Source organism: Streptomyces geranii, from assembly GCF_002954775.1.
Classification (GTDB): Bacteria; Actinomycetota; Actinomycetes; order Streptomycetales; family Streptomycetaceae; genus Streptomyces; species Streptomyces geranii.
In genome coordinates, this window is the sequence record NZ_PJME01000057.1 from 1 (window position 1) to 14,861 (window position 14,861).

Annotated in this window: 17 protein-coding genes and 5 pseudogenes; 13 read left to right on the top strand and 9 right to left on the bottom strand. The window is 68.7% G+C overall.

The annotated features are described in order from the left end of the window. Both CW359_RS38615 and CW359_RS38620 read right to left on the bottom strand, forming a co-directional pair. A pseudogene (locus CW359_RS38615) lies at positions 1 to 221 on the bottom strand (ATP-binding protein); the annotation flags it as partial. A 92-nt stretch (positions 222 to 313) separates the two neighbouring features. Continuing rightward, a complete protein-coding gene (locus tag CW359_RS38620) occupies positions 314 to 1,861 on the bottom strand; it encodes a hypothetical protein (RefSeq protein ID WP_105974897.1) in 1,548 nt (515 codons plus the stop codon). 170 nt (positions 1,862 to 2,031) lie between these two features. Between CW359_RS38620 and CW359_RS38625 the strand changes: the two genes are divergently transcribed. From CW359_RS38625 to ku, 5 genes and pseudogenes are all read left to right on the top strand, one after another. Next, a complete protein-coding gene (locus CW359_RS38625) occupies positions 2,032 to 2,256 on the top strand; it encodes a dTMP kinase (protein WP_105974898.1) in 225 nt (74 codons plus the stop codon). 271 nt (positions 2,257 to 2,527) lie between these two features. Next, positions 2,528 to 2,806, top strand: coding sequence for a hypothetical protein (locus tag CW359_RS38630; RefSeq protein WP_105974899.1), 279 nt, complete (start codon positions 2,528 to 2,530; stop codon positions 2,804 to 2,806). Between the two features lie 180 nt (positions 2,807 to 2,986). Next, a complete protein-coding gene (locus tag CW359_RS38635) occupies positions 2,987 to 3,238 on the top strand; it encodes a DUF6207 family protein (RefSeq protein WP_232838796.1) in 252 nt (83 codons plus the stop codon). Between the two features lie 562 nt (positions 3,239 to 3,800). Then, positions 3,801 to 4,601, top strand: a complete 801-nt coding sequence (locus CW359_RS38645; protein ID WP_157968718.1) for a nucleoside 2-deoxyribosyltransferase domain-containing protein — start codon at positions 3,801 to 3,803, stop codon at positions 4,599 to 4,601. Between the two features lie 98 nt (positions 4,602 to 4,699). Further along, positions 4,700 to 5,579, top strand: a pseudogene (gene ku / locus CW359_RS38650) (non-homologous end joining protein Ku). 274 nt (positions 5,580 to 5,853) lie between these two features. Here ku and CW359_RS38660 read toward each other — a convergent pair. Continuing rightward, on the bottom strand, positions 5,854 to 6,276 hold the full coding sequence (locus CW359_RS38660; protein ID WP_232838793.1) for a DUF6233 domain-containing protein: 423 nt from the start codon (positions 6,274 to 6,276) through the stop codon (positions 5,854 to 5,856). 86 nt (positions 6,277 to 6,362) lie between these two features. On the opposite strand from CW359_RS38660, the gene CW359_RS38665 reads away from it, so the two are divergent. The 4 genes from CW359_RS38665 (at position 6,363) to CW359_RS38685 (ending at position 9,927) form a co-directional block, all read left to right on the top strand. Beyond that, positions 6,363 to 7,370 (top strand): DNA polymerase Y family protein, encoded by a 1,008-nt coding sequence (locus CW359_RS38665; protein ID WP_105974947.1) that lies wholly within the window; start codon positions 6,363 to 6,365, stop codon positions 7,368 to 7,370. A 420-nt stretch (positions 7,371 to 7,790) separates the two neighbouring features. Continuing rightward, the gene (locus CW359_RS38675) at positions 7,791 to 8,015 is read left to right on the top strand and encodes a hypothetical protein (protein WP_105974904.1); all 225 of its coding nucleotides are present in this window, start codon (positions 7,791 to 7,793) and stop codon (positions 8,013 to 8,015) included. Beyond that, positions 8,012 to 8,917, top strand: coding sequence for a SigE family RNA polymerase sigma factor (locus CW359_RS38680; protein WP_105974905.1), 906 nt, complete (start codon positions 8,012 to 8,014; stop codon positions 8,915 to 8,917). The genes CW359_RS38675 and CW359_RS38680 overlap by 4 nt, the downstream gene beginning before the upstream one ends. Then, positions 8,914 to 9,927, top strand: a complete 1,014-nt coding sequence (locus CW359_RS38685; RefSeq protein WP_105974906.1) for a DUF6207 family protein — start codon at positions 8,914 to 8,916, stop codon at positions 9,925 to 9,927. Before CW359_RS38680 ends, CW359_RS38685 begins: the two co-directional genes overlap by 4 nt. Before the next feature lie 92 nt (positions 9,928 to 10,019). On the opposite strand, the gene CW359_RS38690 is transcribed toward CW359_RS38685, so the two are convergent. After that, the gene (locus CW359_RS38690; RefSeq protein ID WP_157968719.1) at positions 10,020 to 10,280 is read right to left on the bottom strand and encodes a hypothetical protein; all 261 of its coding nucleotides are present in this window, start codon (positions 10,278 to 10,280) and stop codon (positions 10,020 to 10,022) included. Between CW359_RS38690 and CW359_RS38695 the strand changes: the two genes are divergently transcribed. Next, complete coding sequence (locus tag CW359_RS38695; RefSeq protein WP_157968720.1) at positions 10,267 to 10,623, top strand: hypothetical protein; 357 nt, start codon at positions 10,267 to 10,269, stop codon at positions 10,621 to 10,623. The two genes, CW359_RS38690 and CW359_RS38695, sit on opposite strands and share 14 nt — an antisense overlap. A gap of 9 nt (positions 10,624 to 10,632) precedes the next feature. On the opposite strand, the pseudogene CW359_RS38700 reads toward CW359_RS38695, so the two are convergent. Then, positions 10,633 to 11,379: pseudogene (locus CW359_RS38700) on the bottom strand (NF041680 family putative transposase); the annotation flags it as partial. A gap of 37 nt (positions 11,380 to 11,416) precedes the next feature. Here CW359_RS38700 and CW359_RS38705 point away from each other — a divergent pair. Then, a pseudogene (locus tag CW359_RS38705) lies at positions 11,417 to 11,623 on the top strand (GNAT family N-acetyltransferase); the annotation flags it as partial. 367 nt (positions 11,624 to 11,990) lie between these two features. Here the strand turns inward: CW359_RS38705 and CW359_RS38710 are convergent. Then, a complete protein-coding gene (locus CW359_RS38710) occupies positions 11,991 to 12,422 on the bottom strand; it encodes a PIN domain-containing protein (protein WP_105974910.1) in 432 nt (143 codons plus the stop codon). Beyond that, on the bottom strand, positions 12,419 to 12,628 hold the full coding sequence (locus tag CW359_RS38715; protein WP_105974911.1) for a hypothetical protein: 210 nt from the start codon (positions 12,626 to 12,628) through the stop codon (positions 12,419 to 12,421). Before CW359_RS38715 ends, CW359_RS38710 begins: the two co-directional genes overlap by 4 nt. A gap of 225 nt (positions 12,629 to 12,853) precedes the next feature. Between CW359_RS38715 and CW359_RS47710 the strand changes: the two are divergent. Both CW359_RS47710 and CW359_RS47715 read left to right on the top strand, forming a co-directional pair. After that, positions 12,854 to 13,007: pseudogene (locus CW359_RS47710) on the top strand (beta-ketoacyl synthase N-terminal-like domain-containing protein); the annotation flags it as partial. Next, entirely contained in the window at positions 12,984 to 13,340 is a 357-nt protein-coding gene (locus CW359_RS47715; RefSeq protein ID WP_157968721.1) for a Tn3 family transposase, read from the top strand. The pseudogene CW359_RS47710 and the gene CW359_RS47715, both read left to right, overlap by 24 nt. On the opposite strand, the gene CW359_RS38725 is transcribed toward CW359_RS47715, so the two are convergent. Next, complete coding sequence (locus CW359_RS38725) at positions 13,276 to 13,842, bottom strand: GNAT family N-acetyltransferase (protein WP_105974912.1); 567 nt, start codon at positions 13,840 to 13,842, stop codon at positions 13,276 to 13,278. The genes CW359_RS47715 and CW359_RS38725 overlap by 65 nt on opposite strands. Beyond that, positions 13,839 to 14,855 (bottom strand): aspartyl/asparaginyl beta-hydroxylase domain-containing protein, encoded by a 1,017-nt coding sequence (locus tag CW359_RS38730; protein WP_105974913.1) that lies wholly within the window; start codon positions 14,853 to 14,855, stop codon positions 13,839 to 13,841. The genes CW359_RS38725 and CW359_RS38730 overlap by 4 nt, the downstream gene beginning before the upstream one ends. Positions 14,856 to 14,861: the final 6 nt, after the last annotated feature.

Consider the following 14,861-nt stretch of genomic DNA (forward strand, 5'->3'; position numbering starts at 1 on the left):
CGGGCGATCGTCTTGGTCAGCAGTCGCTCGTCGGCTGCCTCGACGAGCTCGTTCACCAGTTTCGTGGCGAGGGTGTAGCGGACGCGGTAGCCCTTCATCGCGGCCTCCGTGCCCAGTGCAATCAGCAGGTGGGACTTCCCGGTGCCCGAGTCGCCGATCAGGCAGAGGGGCTGTCCCTTCCTGACCCACTCGCAGGTCGCGAGGGTGTTGATCGGAACTGGTCCAGAGAACTCCGCCACCGCTGACTGCGTCGTACCCCGACGTGCCGCCCGCGTGCAGTCACTTGAGAACCACCGTTTCATCCGTGGCGTACTCAGGCCAGATCGGCTTGCGGACCGTCTGATCCAGCCGTCTCGACCGGTTGCCTCAGCACGATCGGAGGCATCGGCCTGGAACCGGGAATGTTGATGCGGACGCGGGTGGTAAGCGCGGTGAAGGTCCGCGGCGGGACATCGGCCGGAGGAGAGGGTGCAGATTCAGCGGACGCTTGCGCTTGGCTGATCCGCGGAGTGAACCACCATTCCTGTGGTGCGCTGCCGCTTTGCCAGACGTCGCAAGCCAACCTCAGGTACGTTGCCTCTTCTCGCATGGCCAGTTGGTCTAGGAGCTCTACGGTCGACTGCACCTGCTGGGCAGACTTGCTCCTTACGCCGTTCAGGATCAATACCGTGTCTGCCCACCCGTCGGCGAGCGATCCGAGGACGAGGGGCAGCATCGAGCTTTCCCGCATCGCTCCGGCCAGCAGCAGTAGCTGAGAGGCCCAGGTGTGATGATCTGCTTTCCGTAGGGACGTCACGCACTGCCGCAGCGGCCGCATCGGTCGTTTAGCCGCGATTTCGGTGATCACTGTGTGAATGTCGCCTGGCAGCATCAGGGGGAGGGCGGCGACTAGAGCAGCGGGATCCTGCAGGGCGGCCACGCTATGAGGATCGCGAGAGTTGTCCGCGGTGTTGCCGCTGAGTAGAAGGTTGTCTGGGGCCGGGACCTGGTAGAGGTCGTCGGTGATGCGTCGCAGTACCTGGTCGTCCTGGTCGTTGACTGCCACAGCCTGGGCGAGGGCCTGGTCGATGTCGTCACCGACGGGATCAGCCACCACGGCGGCCTGCGGGGGTTCGTCGACCGTGTCGTCAGGTTCGCCCTCTGTGATTTCCTCGGCTGTGCCAGTTCGTAGACGTTCGAGTTCGTCGTTGAGCTGGTCGACTTGCTCCTGAACCCGTGCGGCGAGTTCCTCGGCCTGACACTGTTTCTCCTTGGCCCGCTCGAGTTCCTGTTGAGCGCGCTGTTCCTGCTCCTGTGCACGGGCGAGCTGCCGTTGTGTCTGCAGGAGGGCTTCGGGGTCTGCCTGCGCGGCCCGGAGCTGGTCTCGTTCGCCGGCCAGGTCGACGATCCGCCGTTCCAGAGTGTTGACCATGGAGAGGAGGACCATCACGAGCCTCGCCGAATTCCCTGCGGCTTCTCGCAATTCGTTCTGTTGTTCCAGGGAGCGGGTGAGACGGCCGTAGACCTCAACCTGTTCCGCTCGGGTCTGGGCGAGTTCCAGAGCAGAAGCGGGCAGGGGCGGCGGAGTGGCAGGGGAGGGACGGAGTGCGGCCTTCAGCAGGGACCGGGCTTCAGCCAGCTGCCCCTGACGCAGCTTCTCCGGGACCGTCGCAGTAATCAGCGCGGCCACGAACTCATCCTTGGGCACATCCCCGGCCAGGTTTTGACCGATCAAGGTCCTGGAATGGTGGATCTCGGCGGCCAGCGTTCTCAAAGTTTTGCCGCTGTTGTCGACCCAGTTCCGCAGGAACTCGGCGAGCGCCCGCGCTTCGGTGCTCTCGGCCCGGATCGGCCCCCAGGGCCTGCCTCCCTGACGTGCCATGCATCCCCCACTGCTGGACCCGGGGCCTGGCTGTCCGCTCCTGTCCAGGGACAACACTGCCGTTGTCCGGACTTTACCTGCGTGAAGGTCCGGACAAGCCCGAACTGCCCACCCATGACAGCACAGTTACCTCACGGCCCTGAGCCCTGACTCTTCCAAGGAGGCTTTCCGTGCTGCTGCCCTGGCTCCCCTCACCACGCACTCTGGGTGCGCTCCAGCGTGTACTGCTAGTCACGCTCCTCACCCCCGCCGTACTCATCGCTCTCACCGCGGCGGTCCCGGCCTTGATCTTTCTGCCGTTCTTCCCCGGAGGAACCGACCGTGCCATCAAACTTCTCACCGCGCACAGCCGGTATCTGAGCACTCTGCTCACGAACAGCAAATCCGACCCGTAGAGGTGTGAGGCGCGGTTGGCCCAGAAGGTCACCCGCAACGGGGACGCTTTCTTCGACCGGTTCGACGACGAGACAACCGCTTCGAAGCTGTGCTCAAGCGGTTCGCCGCCTAGCCCCGCCGAACGGCACGAAACCCCGGGCGCCGACATGACCTCCCGGGGTCCTCCATTCGAACCTGACCAGGCAAGCCTTCCGTCGGAGGCGCGGGCAAGCCCTCGGCGTTTCTGGGCGAGCCGCGTTGATGTCAGTGGCGGCTGGAAGGCTGGAGCGTATGAACGGCGACGATGAGCAGTTGCTGCGCGGCCGGGTCTACGGCGCCGACCACGACGACCCCGACCCGGGACCCCGCCCGGGCCAGACGTACGTCGAACTGGTCGGCGGCCCGTTGGACGGACTGCTGCTGGACATCACGGGCTGGACGCAGGACGAAATCGACACCGGCGTCTCCCTCCAGACCGAGGTCGGCAGCTTCGGCCCCGGCGGGCGGGCGCTGTACGACCCGCGCCCCGGTGACCCGGCCCGCTGGGACTGGGGCGGCGACAGCCCCTGACCGCCGGGCACCTGACGGGTGCGGTGTTGTTCAGGGACCGAGGACGCAGCCCAGGCCCCGGTACGAGTAAAGGCCCGCCCGGCTCGGCTGACGTGCTGCTCCAAGCCCCAGGGCCACTCGGTCGTGTGAAGACACCGCACTGGCGGAACTCCCCGGGGGAGTCCGGGCGTAGTGACGTACATGGACCCGATCAACGAGACGCACGTCAGCCGGCCGGGCCTGGTCGTCGTCGACGTCGCGACCGCCGATGACGCCACCGCGCTCGCCTTCCAGCAGCTGCTTGCCGAACGCTGGGCAACGTCGATCACGGAGCGGACGACGCGGGACGCCGGCCAGCCCGGCGTCCGACTGCGCTGTTACCTGGATCTGCGGCAGCCCATCGGCCAGGCCCCGTCAGGTGAAAGGAGCGTCACCCCCGGTAGTTCCTGCTGAGAATCCGACGCCAATTCACGGCGCCGTCGCCGCAACTCCTGGGAGGCTGGGCAGATGAGCAAACGAGGAGCGCGTCCCGTGAGGGCGCGCTGCCGGGCAAGGGCGCGGCGCGTATTACGGCGTGCCGGCGCGGTCAGGAAGTGTGCGGTGCCGTGGCGCGGGTGCCCTGATCACGGGGCGATGCTGCGCAGACAGGAGGGACACGAGGAGTGCCGCGTGGCCCATTGCGACCGGTCCTGGCCGCTGGGCTGGATGACACAGTCCTGCCCGGAGCCCGCTACGCACGCCCTGCATTCTCCGGGGTGGGACAGGGTCGTGATGATCTGCGGGACGCACGCGTGGGTGGCCCGGGGGACACTGGTGGACAAGCCGACCATCTATCCCGTGCAGTAAGCGTGGCCTTGGCCATCGCCGAGGGGTTCCGAAACGAGCACCCACCCTGAGCACGATAGGACTGACCAGGGCTGCGCACAGGCGGAGTGCGGTGTACTCCCGAGAACCGGCCGACAGCCTGGAGCCCAGCCGTTGAGTCGTCGGCGGGCCCCTCCGTAGGCTGACCTTCGTGACGGATGAGCTGCAGCGTTTGGCCGATGACCTCACCATTGACTACCTCCACGGCCGCTGGAGGCCCGAGGCGACCGAGGAGCACCGGGCCCGCATTCTGTCCGCACAGGCAAGCGTCGACGGTGGCCTGGACGGACTGGCCGCGGGCGGCGTACTGTCCGCCGACTCGATCGGGCAGATGCTGCTTCCGCACCCTGAACTCCATTCCTGGCGGCTGGCGCCGGTGCTGCGCGCCTACCCGGACGGCAGCCCCGAGGCGCAGGCTTTGGTACGCGACCTGCTGGACGTGATCGCCGTCGACGGGTTCCCGCTCTTGCCGCCCCGATCCCTGCGCTACATCGAGGCCCCCGCCCCCTACAGCGGGGACGCCCCGTCGGTCTTCCTGGGCGGCGGGATCACCGGATGCCCCGACTGGCAGCGCAGAGCCGTCCTGCACCTGGACGCGATCGGCTCACCGGCCGTCGTCATCAACCCCAGACGCGCCGTGTTCCCGGTCGGCGAGGCCGAAGCCACCAGGGAACAGACCGCGTGGGAGTACGAGCACCTGCGTCTCGCCGACGTGATCCTCTTCTGGTTCTGCGCGGAGGCCGTCCAGCCCATCGCCCTGTATGAGCTGGGGGCGCATGCTGCCCGCGGCACTCGCCTGGCGGTCGGCACGCACCCGCACTACCCGCGCCTCCTGGACGTCGTCGAGCAGCTTCGGCTCGCCCGCCCGGACGTGACCGTCCACAACTCGCTCCGCGACACCGTCCGTGCTGCCGCGGCGCTGCTGCCGGCCACCCCTACCTCCCGCTCCTGACCTCCGGGGCCGGGCGCAGGCTCTGGCCCTCCCCGTGCCGGTCCGCGTTGCCGCTCGTACGCTGATGGTGTTCTCGGGGCTCGTCACGGAGGTGTGCTGTGCCCCGAACCGTATGGTCGTGCCATCTCTTTCGGGCTGGTCACGGTACCGGTCAACGTTCAGTCGGCCACCGAGGACCACAGCGTCCGGTTTCATCAGGTCCACCTCGACGACATGGCGCGGGTCCGCGTGCGCAAGTTCTGCGAGACCGAGGACCGCGAGGTCACGCAGGGCGAGATCGGCAAGGGCTACGAGATCTCCAAGGACCGGATCATCACGGTCACCGACGAAGAGCTGCGGGCGATGCCACTGCCGACGGCGAAGGCGATCGAGATCCAGGCGTTCGTCCCGGTGTCCTCGATCGACCCCTTGATGATCGCTGAGGGCTACTACCTCCAGGCGAGCGGCCAGGTCGCGGCCAAGCCGTACGTCCTGCTGCGGAAGGCGCTGGGGCGCAGTTCCCAGGTCGCGGTGGCGAAATATGCCTGGTCCGGCCGGGAACGCCTCGGCCTGTTGCGTGTGCGGGACGACGCGATCGTGCTGCACGCGATGCGCTGGCCTGACGAGATCCGCGATCCCTCCGGGCTGGCTCCAGGGGAAGTCGAGCTGGCTGAGGACGAAGTCGTCGGCGCCCGGGCCCTCATCGACTCCATGTCCCGCGACGGGATCGAGGACGCGGAGTTCGCCGTGGACCGGTACACCGAGGCCCTGGAGAAGGTGATCGAGGCCAAGCAGGAACACCGGGCGCCGCCCGTGGCCCCTGCGGGTGGGGAGCAGGAGGGACGGGTGCTCGATCTGATGGCGGCGCTGGAGGAGTCCGTGGCCAAGGCCAAGGCCTCGCGCGGTGAGAGCGGCGGCGCCGACGTTCACGAGCTGCCGAAGAAGAAGAGCGCGGCCGGGAAGACGGCGAAGAAGACGGTGAGAAAACGGGGCGCGTAGGCCATGGGCGCCGACGATATGAGCTGCTGGATGCAGAGGTGCCCGAAGGCCGTTGCTAGGCGCGAATACTGACGTAGCGCACGCCCGGTCCCCACCGTTCCATCGCCGGTGCCATGCACCACTCGCACAGCGGGCACCCGCCTGAGCCGTACCGGTGGGTTCTGCGTCGGCACCCGGCGCAGAGGCCGACCCGGTCGCCGGGGCAGGTCAGCGCGGACGGGTCCGGTTCTCTGACGGGTGGCGGGGGAGTCGTGGCCATCGGCAGGGTCCTGTTCTAAGTGGTCATCGCCGGTCGCCCGGTCGGCGGCGGGACGGTGCGGGCGTTCGGGGTTCCGCAGGGGCGGTCCGTCCGGGCGGCTAAGTCGATGATGTGCAGCTGGGTGTCGGGGTGGCAGAACGGGCACGCCTGCACCTCTCCCGTGGTGAGGAGGCGGCGGGCTTCGTCGCGGCTGATCGTGCGTTGCCGTCTGCCCGTCATGCCGCACGCGCCGTCGTGGACGTTGAGCGGCTCGCCCGTGCCTCTGTGGAGTTCGACGATCCAGTCCGGGGGCAGCGGCCGGGTACGGCGGCCGTGCTCCTCCTCGGCCTGCCGCTGCCGGACATGGGCGATCTTGCGGTCGATGCGCTCGAGCCACAGGGCATGCCACACCCTCAGTGCGTCCAGTCGCACCAGGTCAGGCGGCAGATCATCGAACATATTTACGATTCTAAGCCGAGGGCCGGCGCCTGGCCTCGCTTGTTCGAATACTAGTTCGATAATGTGAGGTGGAGGAGGTGGGCGACATGGCGGCTGGAGCTCAAGTGCGGGGGGTGTCGAGTGTGATGCATGTGCGCTGCCCCGACCGGCTGCCCGAGGACACGTTCCGGCAGGTCCTGGACCTGCTGGCGGAACTCTCCCCGGTTGTCCAGGCGCTGCCCCCGTCCGCGGCCCTGATGGAGGCGAAGGGCGCGCTGCGCTACCACGGCGTCGACGCCCGCGGGCTGGGGGAGATCGTGCGGCTGCGGACCGTGGCGCTGCTGGGTGTCGACGTGCGGGTCGGGATCGGGCCGACGATCACGGTCGCGGCCACCGCCTCCGCTCAGATCAGCCCTCCCGGCGGCATCCTCGCCGTCGACCCCGGCGAAGTCACCGGCTGGCTGGGACCGCTGCCCGTCGACGCCCTCCACGGCATCGGCCCCCGCCAGGCAGCCGTCCTTCGGGGATACGGAGTGGACTGCGTCGGCGTACTCGCCGAACTCCCGCCGGCCACCGTGCAGCGCGTCCTCGGAGGACGCGCCGGACGCCTGGCCGCTGACCGCGCCCGCGGCATCGACCCCCGCCCCGTCGCCCCGCGCACCCTGCCCACCTCCACGAGCGTCAGCCGCACGTTTCCCCGGCACACCCTCGACGGAGCCGAGGTCCGCGCGGTCCTCCTCGGCCTGGTTGTCCAGCTCGGACTGCTGCTGCGCCGACGCGGACAGGTCGCTCGCGGCCTGGGCCTGACGCTGAAGTTCGCCGGCGGCCCGTCATGGGAGAAGACGCGCCGTCTGCCGGAGGCGTCCGGGCACGACGACGACCTGCGCACCATGGCCTACCGGCTCATCGATGCCGCCGGACTCCAACGAGGCCGCCTCACCGGACTCGTGCTCAGAGGCGAGGACTTGGTAGGCGCCGACCAGGTTGCCCAGCAGATCAGCCTCGACACGGTGCGCGAGGACCGGCTGGTTGCCGAAGAGGTCAGCGACCGTATCCGCGCCAAGTTCGGGCCGGACGCGATCGGCCCGGCCGCCACGCTCCTGCGCGTTTCCTGATCACCCAGAACCTGAACTGGCCGTCGCAACTCCCGCCCAGCGCGGGGGCCGGGCGGGAGCGGTGCGGTCCCCTCCGGTGGTTCTTCAGCACGAGGGGACTGCGCGGCCTTCCAGACGGGAAGGTCCGACGCCCGGGGGAGGCGTCCCTTCCATGGTGCGCCCTGCCCCGGGTGTCGCAAGGAGATGTACGTTTTCGCCGCCAAAAGCGTTCGTTGGGCCCCGTTTTGATCTCGCGGGGAAATGTCATGGCGTTTTGGCGCGGGGTACGGCTGAGACCCATGGCGGCATTGTTCCGTGACCGCAAGATCACATTGAGTGGTGGGGGGTCGGTCCAGCATGCTGGCGTCCAGCCTCCCGCGGCGCTTCAGCACCGCCGCCGGGAGGTCCCTTTCAGACACCCAAGTACAGGGGAATGGTGCGATGTCCAGGAAGCAGGTGTGGATCGTGGCCGTACTGGTGGCGGTCCTCGCGTGGAGCACGGTGATGACCGTGCTGGGTCAGCTCGCGGCGGTGGCCGCGCTGCTGCCCTCGCTCGGACTGCTCGTCCAGCAGATCGTCGCCGCGTTCACCGGAATGGAGACGCGGCGCACCGGCACCGCGGGTTCCGGCCCGGACGCGCCCGGGCCGCAGGAGCCGCTGCGATGAAGCCACCGTCCGTACCAGAACAGCCAGGGTCAGACGAGCCCAGCAGGCGAGGCCGCAAACCGGGGGACATCTCCGAGGAGGCGGGCGCCTGCCACCGGGCGTGGCTGAAGCCGGTCCGCAGCCGCCTGTCCGTCTCCCGCCTCACTCTCGACGACCTCGTCAGCCTCACCGGCTACTCCAAGACCCGCATCTCCACCCTCCTGCGCGGCATGGAGTACTACCCCGGCTGGGAGATCACCTACAGCGTGGTGCGCGCCCTGGACCTCCCCGTCTGGCCACTGCGCCGGCTGTGGACCGCGGCGGCCCGCGAGGCGCACAAGGACCAGGAGTGGATCGAGGAACGCATACACGAAGTCCAGTCGCTCAAGCCGGAACGGCCGCCCGTGGCCCACCAGGCATTCACCGACGCCATGCGCGAGCCCTACACCGCCTACGCCCGCGCCTTACTCCACAGCGACCCCCGCGCCCACTGGGTCGTCGCGGAAACCTTCGACATCCTCTGGCTCGGCTGGGACGAAGCCGTCGCCAGCTCCGACGTACGACGCCACGCCTGGCGCCTGCTGCGCTCCCGCGTCATGCTCCGCGCCCACCACCACGGCGGCCACCCCGACCTGCGCCCGGCGGCGTTCTCCACCGTCACCCAGAGCCGCATCGGCGACCTCACGGCCCGCTTCGCCGAAGTCAGTGAACTGGCCGCCTTCTTCGACGCCGTCGGCCAACTGCCCCCCGACCAGCTCGACATCATCGTCCTGCGCCACCTGTGCGGCATCGACGACGCCACCGTCCCCACGGTCACCGGCCTGTCCCCGGCCAGGGTCCACGCCTACGACCACCTCGCCCGAGGGGCCCTGGAGACCATCCACCTTCGCCACGACGCGCCTGGAGTGATCACCCCGAAATGAAAGCCATCGACGACCTCCTCGCCCGCTCACTGCTCCTGAAGAACCCTCAGATCCCACAGGACACCGTCGCCTACGACGACATCGCCTACCCCCTCCTCATGATCGATGGCCCCTTCCCCGGAGGAGACCTCGGACACGACCTGGCGGACGAGACCGCCGCCGCGTACCTGCGCTCGCTGTGCGAAGTGGCCGTCAGCCACTCGGCTTCCGGACAACTCGCCGAACAGCTCACCGACTTCATCACCGAACAGCTGCCCGCCCCCCGGGGCGCCTGGCTCCTGGGCTGCCTCCTGCAGCTCACCGACGCCGACGAGGGAGCCCGCTTCTGGTGGCAGTACGCCGCCGGAGCCGGAGACACCGCCGCCTCCTACTGCCTCTACCTCCACCACCGCGCCCTCGGGGACCGCCACGCCGCCGCGTTCTGGCACGACCAGAGCGACATCGCCGACACCGACGACGACCTCGTCTGCAGAAACGGCATCGACGACAGCGTCCCCACCTTCCTGCGCATCCTCCACCGCCTCACTCCCACCACCGGCCGCGCGCACACCGACACCACCCTCGCCGTCATGGACTACGTCGCCGCCGCCGTCACCGCCGGCTACGACCTCCACCCCGAATACGAGATCCCTCTCCCGGGGCCGTACTTCGCCGAGCACATCGAGATCCTCCTCGCCGCCACCTCACCGGATCCGCACCGCGGACGGCGGCCGACCCGCGCCCTTCCCAACCGCCCCACCGACACCAACACCGACGACCGGCCGGACGAAGAGCATGCGGAAGAACCGGAGCAGGTCCTCGTGGAGGTCGCAGCCGCCGACGACGAATCCGCATCCGCGTTCCGCGACGCCGTCGCCGCCTGCTGGGAGAGAGCCACCCTCCGCACGGCCCGCGCGCGGGAGAGCGACCGTTCCGGTGTGCGCCGTCTGTCCTACTACCTCGACCGGCGCCCCCTCACCGAGGCGCTCCGGACACCCCGTGCCCGCACCGCACAAGACCGGATCGGATGAGCACGTCCGTGGACACGACGTAGAGGCGTGCCGAGCACCCCGGGGCGCGATCCCACCGTTTCCGGCCTGTGGACAACCCGCGTCCGGGCCGCTCAACGGCCTCGGAGCGCGGCGCGGATGGCGGCGACGTGGGGCCGGATGAAGGCCCGCGCCCGCTGTTCGGCCTGAGCGCGCTCTTCGTCGGTCAGGACCCGCCGTACGCACAGTTCGGTGATCTCGACCTCGTACGAGCGGTAGTCGTTGGCGGGCCGGGGCAGCGGGACGGAGTACAGGTGCCAGCCGTGCGCGGTCGCCCGCCACAGCTGCCGGTCGCCTTCGGTGAGGGTGCCGTAGTGGTCGATGAACATCGCCACGACGTCCGCGGTGAAGTACGTCGACCGCCGGTCGCCCGCCGCGCACCTCGGGCAGCCGGCCGGCCTTGCCCGTGCACACCGCGAGGCACCGGTCGTAGCGCGGCGGCCAGAAGCGGGGATGGGCACGCTGCTGGGTGTAGGTGCGGCCGACGCGCAGGCGGTGGACCTCGACGTGGCCGCCAGCCTCCAGGCTGCGCACGGGCCGCCGTACGGCGGCCCGCTGGGTGTCGCTCGGCTGCTCGACTCTGTAGACGATCCGAGCGAGGCCGGTGACCGACGCGGCCAGCGGGTGCCGTCGACGTCGCGTAGCACTGGCGGATGCTCCATGGTCCGTTCCCTGTGAGCTGGTCGTTTAACGATCGACGTTGACTCTCCGTGGTTTCGTGCCGATTTTGTGATGGGCGGGGCGGCTGTATGCCTCGCCAGTCGCAAGGACGCGGCCCACGTCGTGACGGGGGGCCGGACGGCGGTTCTTCGAACCAAGTGGCCTTCCTGGTCCAGGTGTTGAAGGTTTCGGTGCACTGGCCGGAGAGCCGGTCTTCGTGCACAGGTTCCTGAACCCCCGTCGGACGTGGGCAGGGGTGAGTCTGTTCGGCTCGGCCGGCTTCTCCCAGGGCCTGCGGAGGTCGGTGGCCAGTGGCCGGGCGAGCCGGAGCTGGGCGTAGGCGGCGATCACCAGCCAGGTCCACCGGTCGGCCGCATCCGAACTGCGAAGCCGGGGCTTGGTCCAGCCGAGTGTCTGCTTGAGCAGGCGGAACGTGTGCTCCAGGTCGAAACGCCGGAGGAAGGACTGCCAGCAGCGGTCGACGTCCGCCGCGCTGGCTCCGGTGCCTGACCACCACAGCCAGACCGGCTTGTTCACCCCGCCAGACGGCAGTTTCTCCACGGCGAGGCGGATGACGGTGCCTTCGATGAGCGGCAGTGGTCCGTCGTGCTCGATCCAGGCTGCCCGCCGGGTGAGCCTTGGGTGCAGTCGGTCCCATGCCCGCGCGGTCGCTTTGCCGTAGAGGCGGGTGTCGGCGACCGTCACGGCCTGCTCGATGCCCCAGGTGGAGGGATCGCCGAAGACGAACTCGCCACCGTGCTTGGGTGGTCGGCCGCCCAGGGGGTTGGCCAGGGCGAACTCGTTGCGGGATGGTTACGCCGCCGAGGCGTGCGCGGCGGCACTCGACTGGTTCGACCGCGTCTTTCCCGGTGAGCCGGTGGTGCTCGCCACCCAGACCGCAAACGTCGCCTCGATGCGCCTTGTGGCAAAGCTGGGGTTCACAGAGGTAGAGCGGTTCCATGCCTGGGGCGCTGAGCAGTGGCTCGGCGTGCGGTCCTCGGTCACACCGTCCGATTGATGAAGGCACGGGTTCAGGCTTGTGCGGCAATCTCGCCAAACGAGGGCATTCCTAGGTAGATCGGCTGTCTGGCTCTTGCCGTTTGTACGTCCACCGACCAAGTTCAAGCCGCGTTCGACGCCGGACCTTAAATGACAAGCTGAGTGGCTGGCGCCCATCACAGTCGGCCATGGAGTGCTTGGTGATCTGCCGGATAGCCGTCCGGCGTCGTGTCGATATCGGACTCGTGCCGCTCGGTTACCGAAGAGCTTTGCCGAGACCTCACGCAACCGTTCGGGCGCGCTTTGAATCATGATTCATGATTCGCGAATCATAAAACAGATGTCAACTACCCTGTGAATTCCGTGCACCTTGGGAAGCGCTGGGATCACATCCACTGGTGAAGTCCGCCCCGACCCGGGCGGACCGCTCCGGGAGAGAGGCCGAGCACCCGGACGTCGGCCCCGTCCCAGGCCTTGGGCTGGGCGGTGGCGACGCGTGCCCCATCCAGGCGCTCGGCGCCGGGCATGGCCACATGGTGGGTGTGGCACCAGCCCAGAGACCGCTCGTGGCCCGAGGCAGCCAAGACGGCGGCGAGATCGAGCGGATGAAAAACCACCTGGTCGAGCATGCCGAGGTGGCCGGCGAGTCCGGTGCGTACCCGGTCCGCTTCCGCGAGTGCGGCCAGCGCGACATGGACGCGCCAGGCCCCGGTCTCGGCGGCCTGGTAAAGAAGGCGGGAGGCCAGGACGTTACCCGAGCCCAGAGCGAGCAGCGCGCTGTCGTCGAGGACTACATCGACAGGAGCGACAGGGTTCACGCGGCGCTGCCGAGCCGGCGCGTGAGCTCATCGTCCGCTGCGCGGTCCTGCTCGGGATCCGGGGCGTAGCCGGAGAGCGCGTGCAGGACTTCGAGGGTCTTCGCGACCTGCTCGTCCCGCTTGCTCTGCGTGAGGGTGTGGGTCGGTGAGGTTCGCTGCACACGTGCTCCCTGTTCGGGGAGAGCCGTGGTGTCTGTGAGGGACATGCGCTGTTCTCCAGGGGCCTCGGCGTGCCGGAATCCGGCCCGACATGACTGCTGCTGGCCACGTAAACGCTGACCCCCGGTCGCGAACGTGTGTTGCTCGGCCATCGTGACCCAGTCGGCCCGCGTGCGCATGCTGACCGCAATCGATGACGGCGTACGGCTCGCGGGCGCGCAACACTGACCGTGTCGGCGACGGGCCACGGTTGCATGGCTGCTCACCGTCAGGATCTGGAGGGGTTGTTTGACGCGGATCCGGATTGTTCGGGGGCGTCGTATGTGCGTGAGGGCGGGTTTTTGGGGTGCGGATCGGTTTGACGCGGGGTTCTTCGGGATTTCGCCGCGTGAGGCGTTGTCGATGGATCCTCCGCATACGACCCTCGACCTCGTGGAGGTCATACGCGAGCTCTGGGCGGAGGGCTGGCAGATCACCGGTGAGGACCTGGCCGCGATCAGCCCGTACCTGACCGACCACATCATGAGGTTCGGTTCGTACGCCACCACTGAGCTGACCGCGTGCCCGGACGCCTTGGACCCGCACCTGGACGTCGACTTCGACGCGGAGGAAGAGCCGGCCGCATCCCGACCGAGCGGGTGCACACCCCCGACGGCATCGCGGCGGCCCGCTGGTTCCAGGCCAGTGACGTCGGTCAGAGGGGAGGACCGGAGTGGAGGATCCGCTGGAAGAACCGGTGGTCTCGCCATGCACCGTTGATGTGCAGGTACTTCGGTGCGGTTCCGTATTGGTGGAAGCCGGCCTTCTTCAGGACCCGCTGCGATGCCAGGTTGTGTAGCTGCGTGCCCGCCTCCAGACGGTGCAGGGCGAAGTCCCAGCGAGCGCAGAAGCAGGCGGCTTCGACAGCTGCTGTAGCAAGACCGCGGCCGGCCCACTCGCTGTCGGTCCAGTAGCCGACGCTTGCACTGCGCAGGGGCCCCAGAACGATCTTGGAGAGAGAGATCCCGCCGACGATCCTGCCGGTCTTCACCTCGACGAGCACCCAGGGCATGAACGTGCCTGCCCGGCGCTGTGCGAGCTGCTCCTTGATGAGGGACCGCTGCCCGACTTCGGTGTAGTACTCCTCCGGCCGGTCCGGCTCCCACGGCTGCAGGTAGCTGCGGTTTCGCAGCAGCGCCTGAGACAGGGAGCCGGCGTCTTCGAGAGTGGTCGGTCTCATTTCCACGCCGAGTTCCAGCAGTGTGGGAGTCGGCGCAGTCATGGGGTGGAACAGGCGTGTGCCACTGGCTTTGCCGGCCGCAGGTATTCGTCGAGGCGCCGCCCGCAGCGCACGCGGAATCGTGCGACGGGTTGTGCGCGGTCGAGGTCGAGGACGATGGTCCGCTCCTCGGTCCAGCCCTGGAGCCGGAACTCGGCGTTCCCGATGTGCACGAGTCCGAAGCGGGGTTCACCCGCGATGCAGAGCGTGAGCCGTCCGTCCTGTACCTCGACGGAGCCCGGCAGGCTGTCGTCGGGGTCGGCTCCGGAGTCGTCCGACCAGTCGGGGAAGTTCGCGGGGATGTCGACCTGACAGCGCAGTGCCAGTTGTTCGAAGGGCTGCAGGGGGATGGGCTCCCTGGCCATGAGGACATCGCTCCAGGGCAGCTCGTCGAGGAAACCGACCGGAAAGAGCGCCATGAGCTCCGGAGTCGGGACGGTATCCACCACGAGGTGGATCCGTCGTTCTGCGCCCCGGTTCTTGGCTATGTGGAGCCGGTCGAAGTCTGCGTACCAGAGGCGGCCCGCCTCCCAATGGTACGTCTGGCCGTCCACGGTGAGCTCGGCGCCGGGCTGGGTCACGATGGGGATGTGCAGGCGCAGGAACCCCCAGGGGAAGTTGGTGTGCCCGTCGCTGTGCTCGTGGGTCTCCGCGCCGGCTCCGAGCGCCATGAGACGCGCGCTGTGCAGCGGGGCGGGAACGGCGGCCAAGACCTCGGCGTGGTAAGGGCACCGGTCGAGCACAGGGGTGTCGAGGTGGTCCTCGAGTCCGGCGCCGCCGGGGTCGGTGCGCCGGACGTTTCCTGTGGGGCCTCGAAGAGGAATGATCTTCCAGTCGAAGGTGTCCTCCTCGCCCAGTCCGTTCTGGTGGACCGGGCGGTTCGGGCGCCACGTGAGGTCGGCGAGGCCCTTCACCTCGACTGCGAGCCGTGCAGCGTCGAAACTGAGGCCGAGGGGGGCGGCGGGGGGCAGGTGATGCCATGTGGCGCCGGACGGACGTTCCAACGGAGAGGACACGGGGGA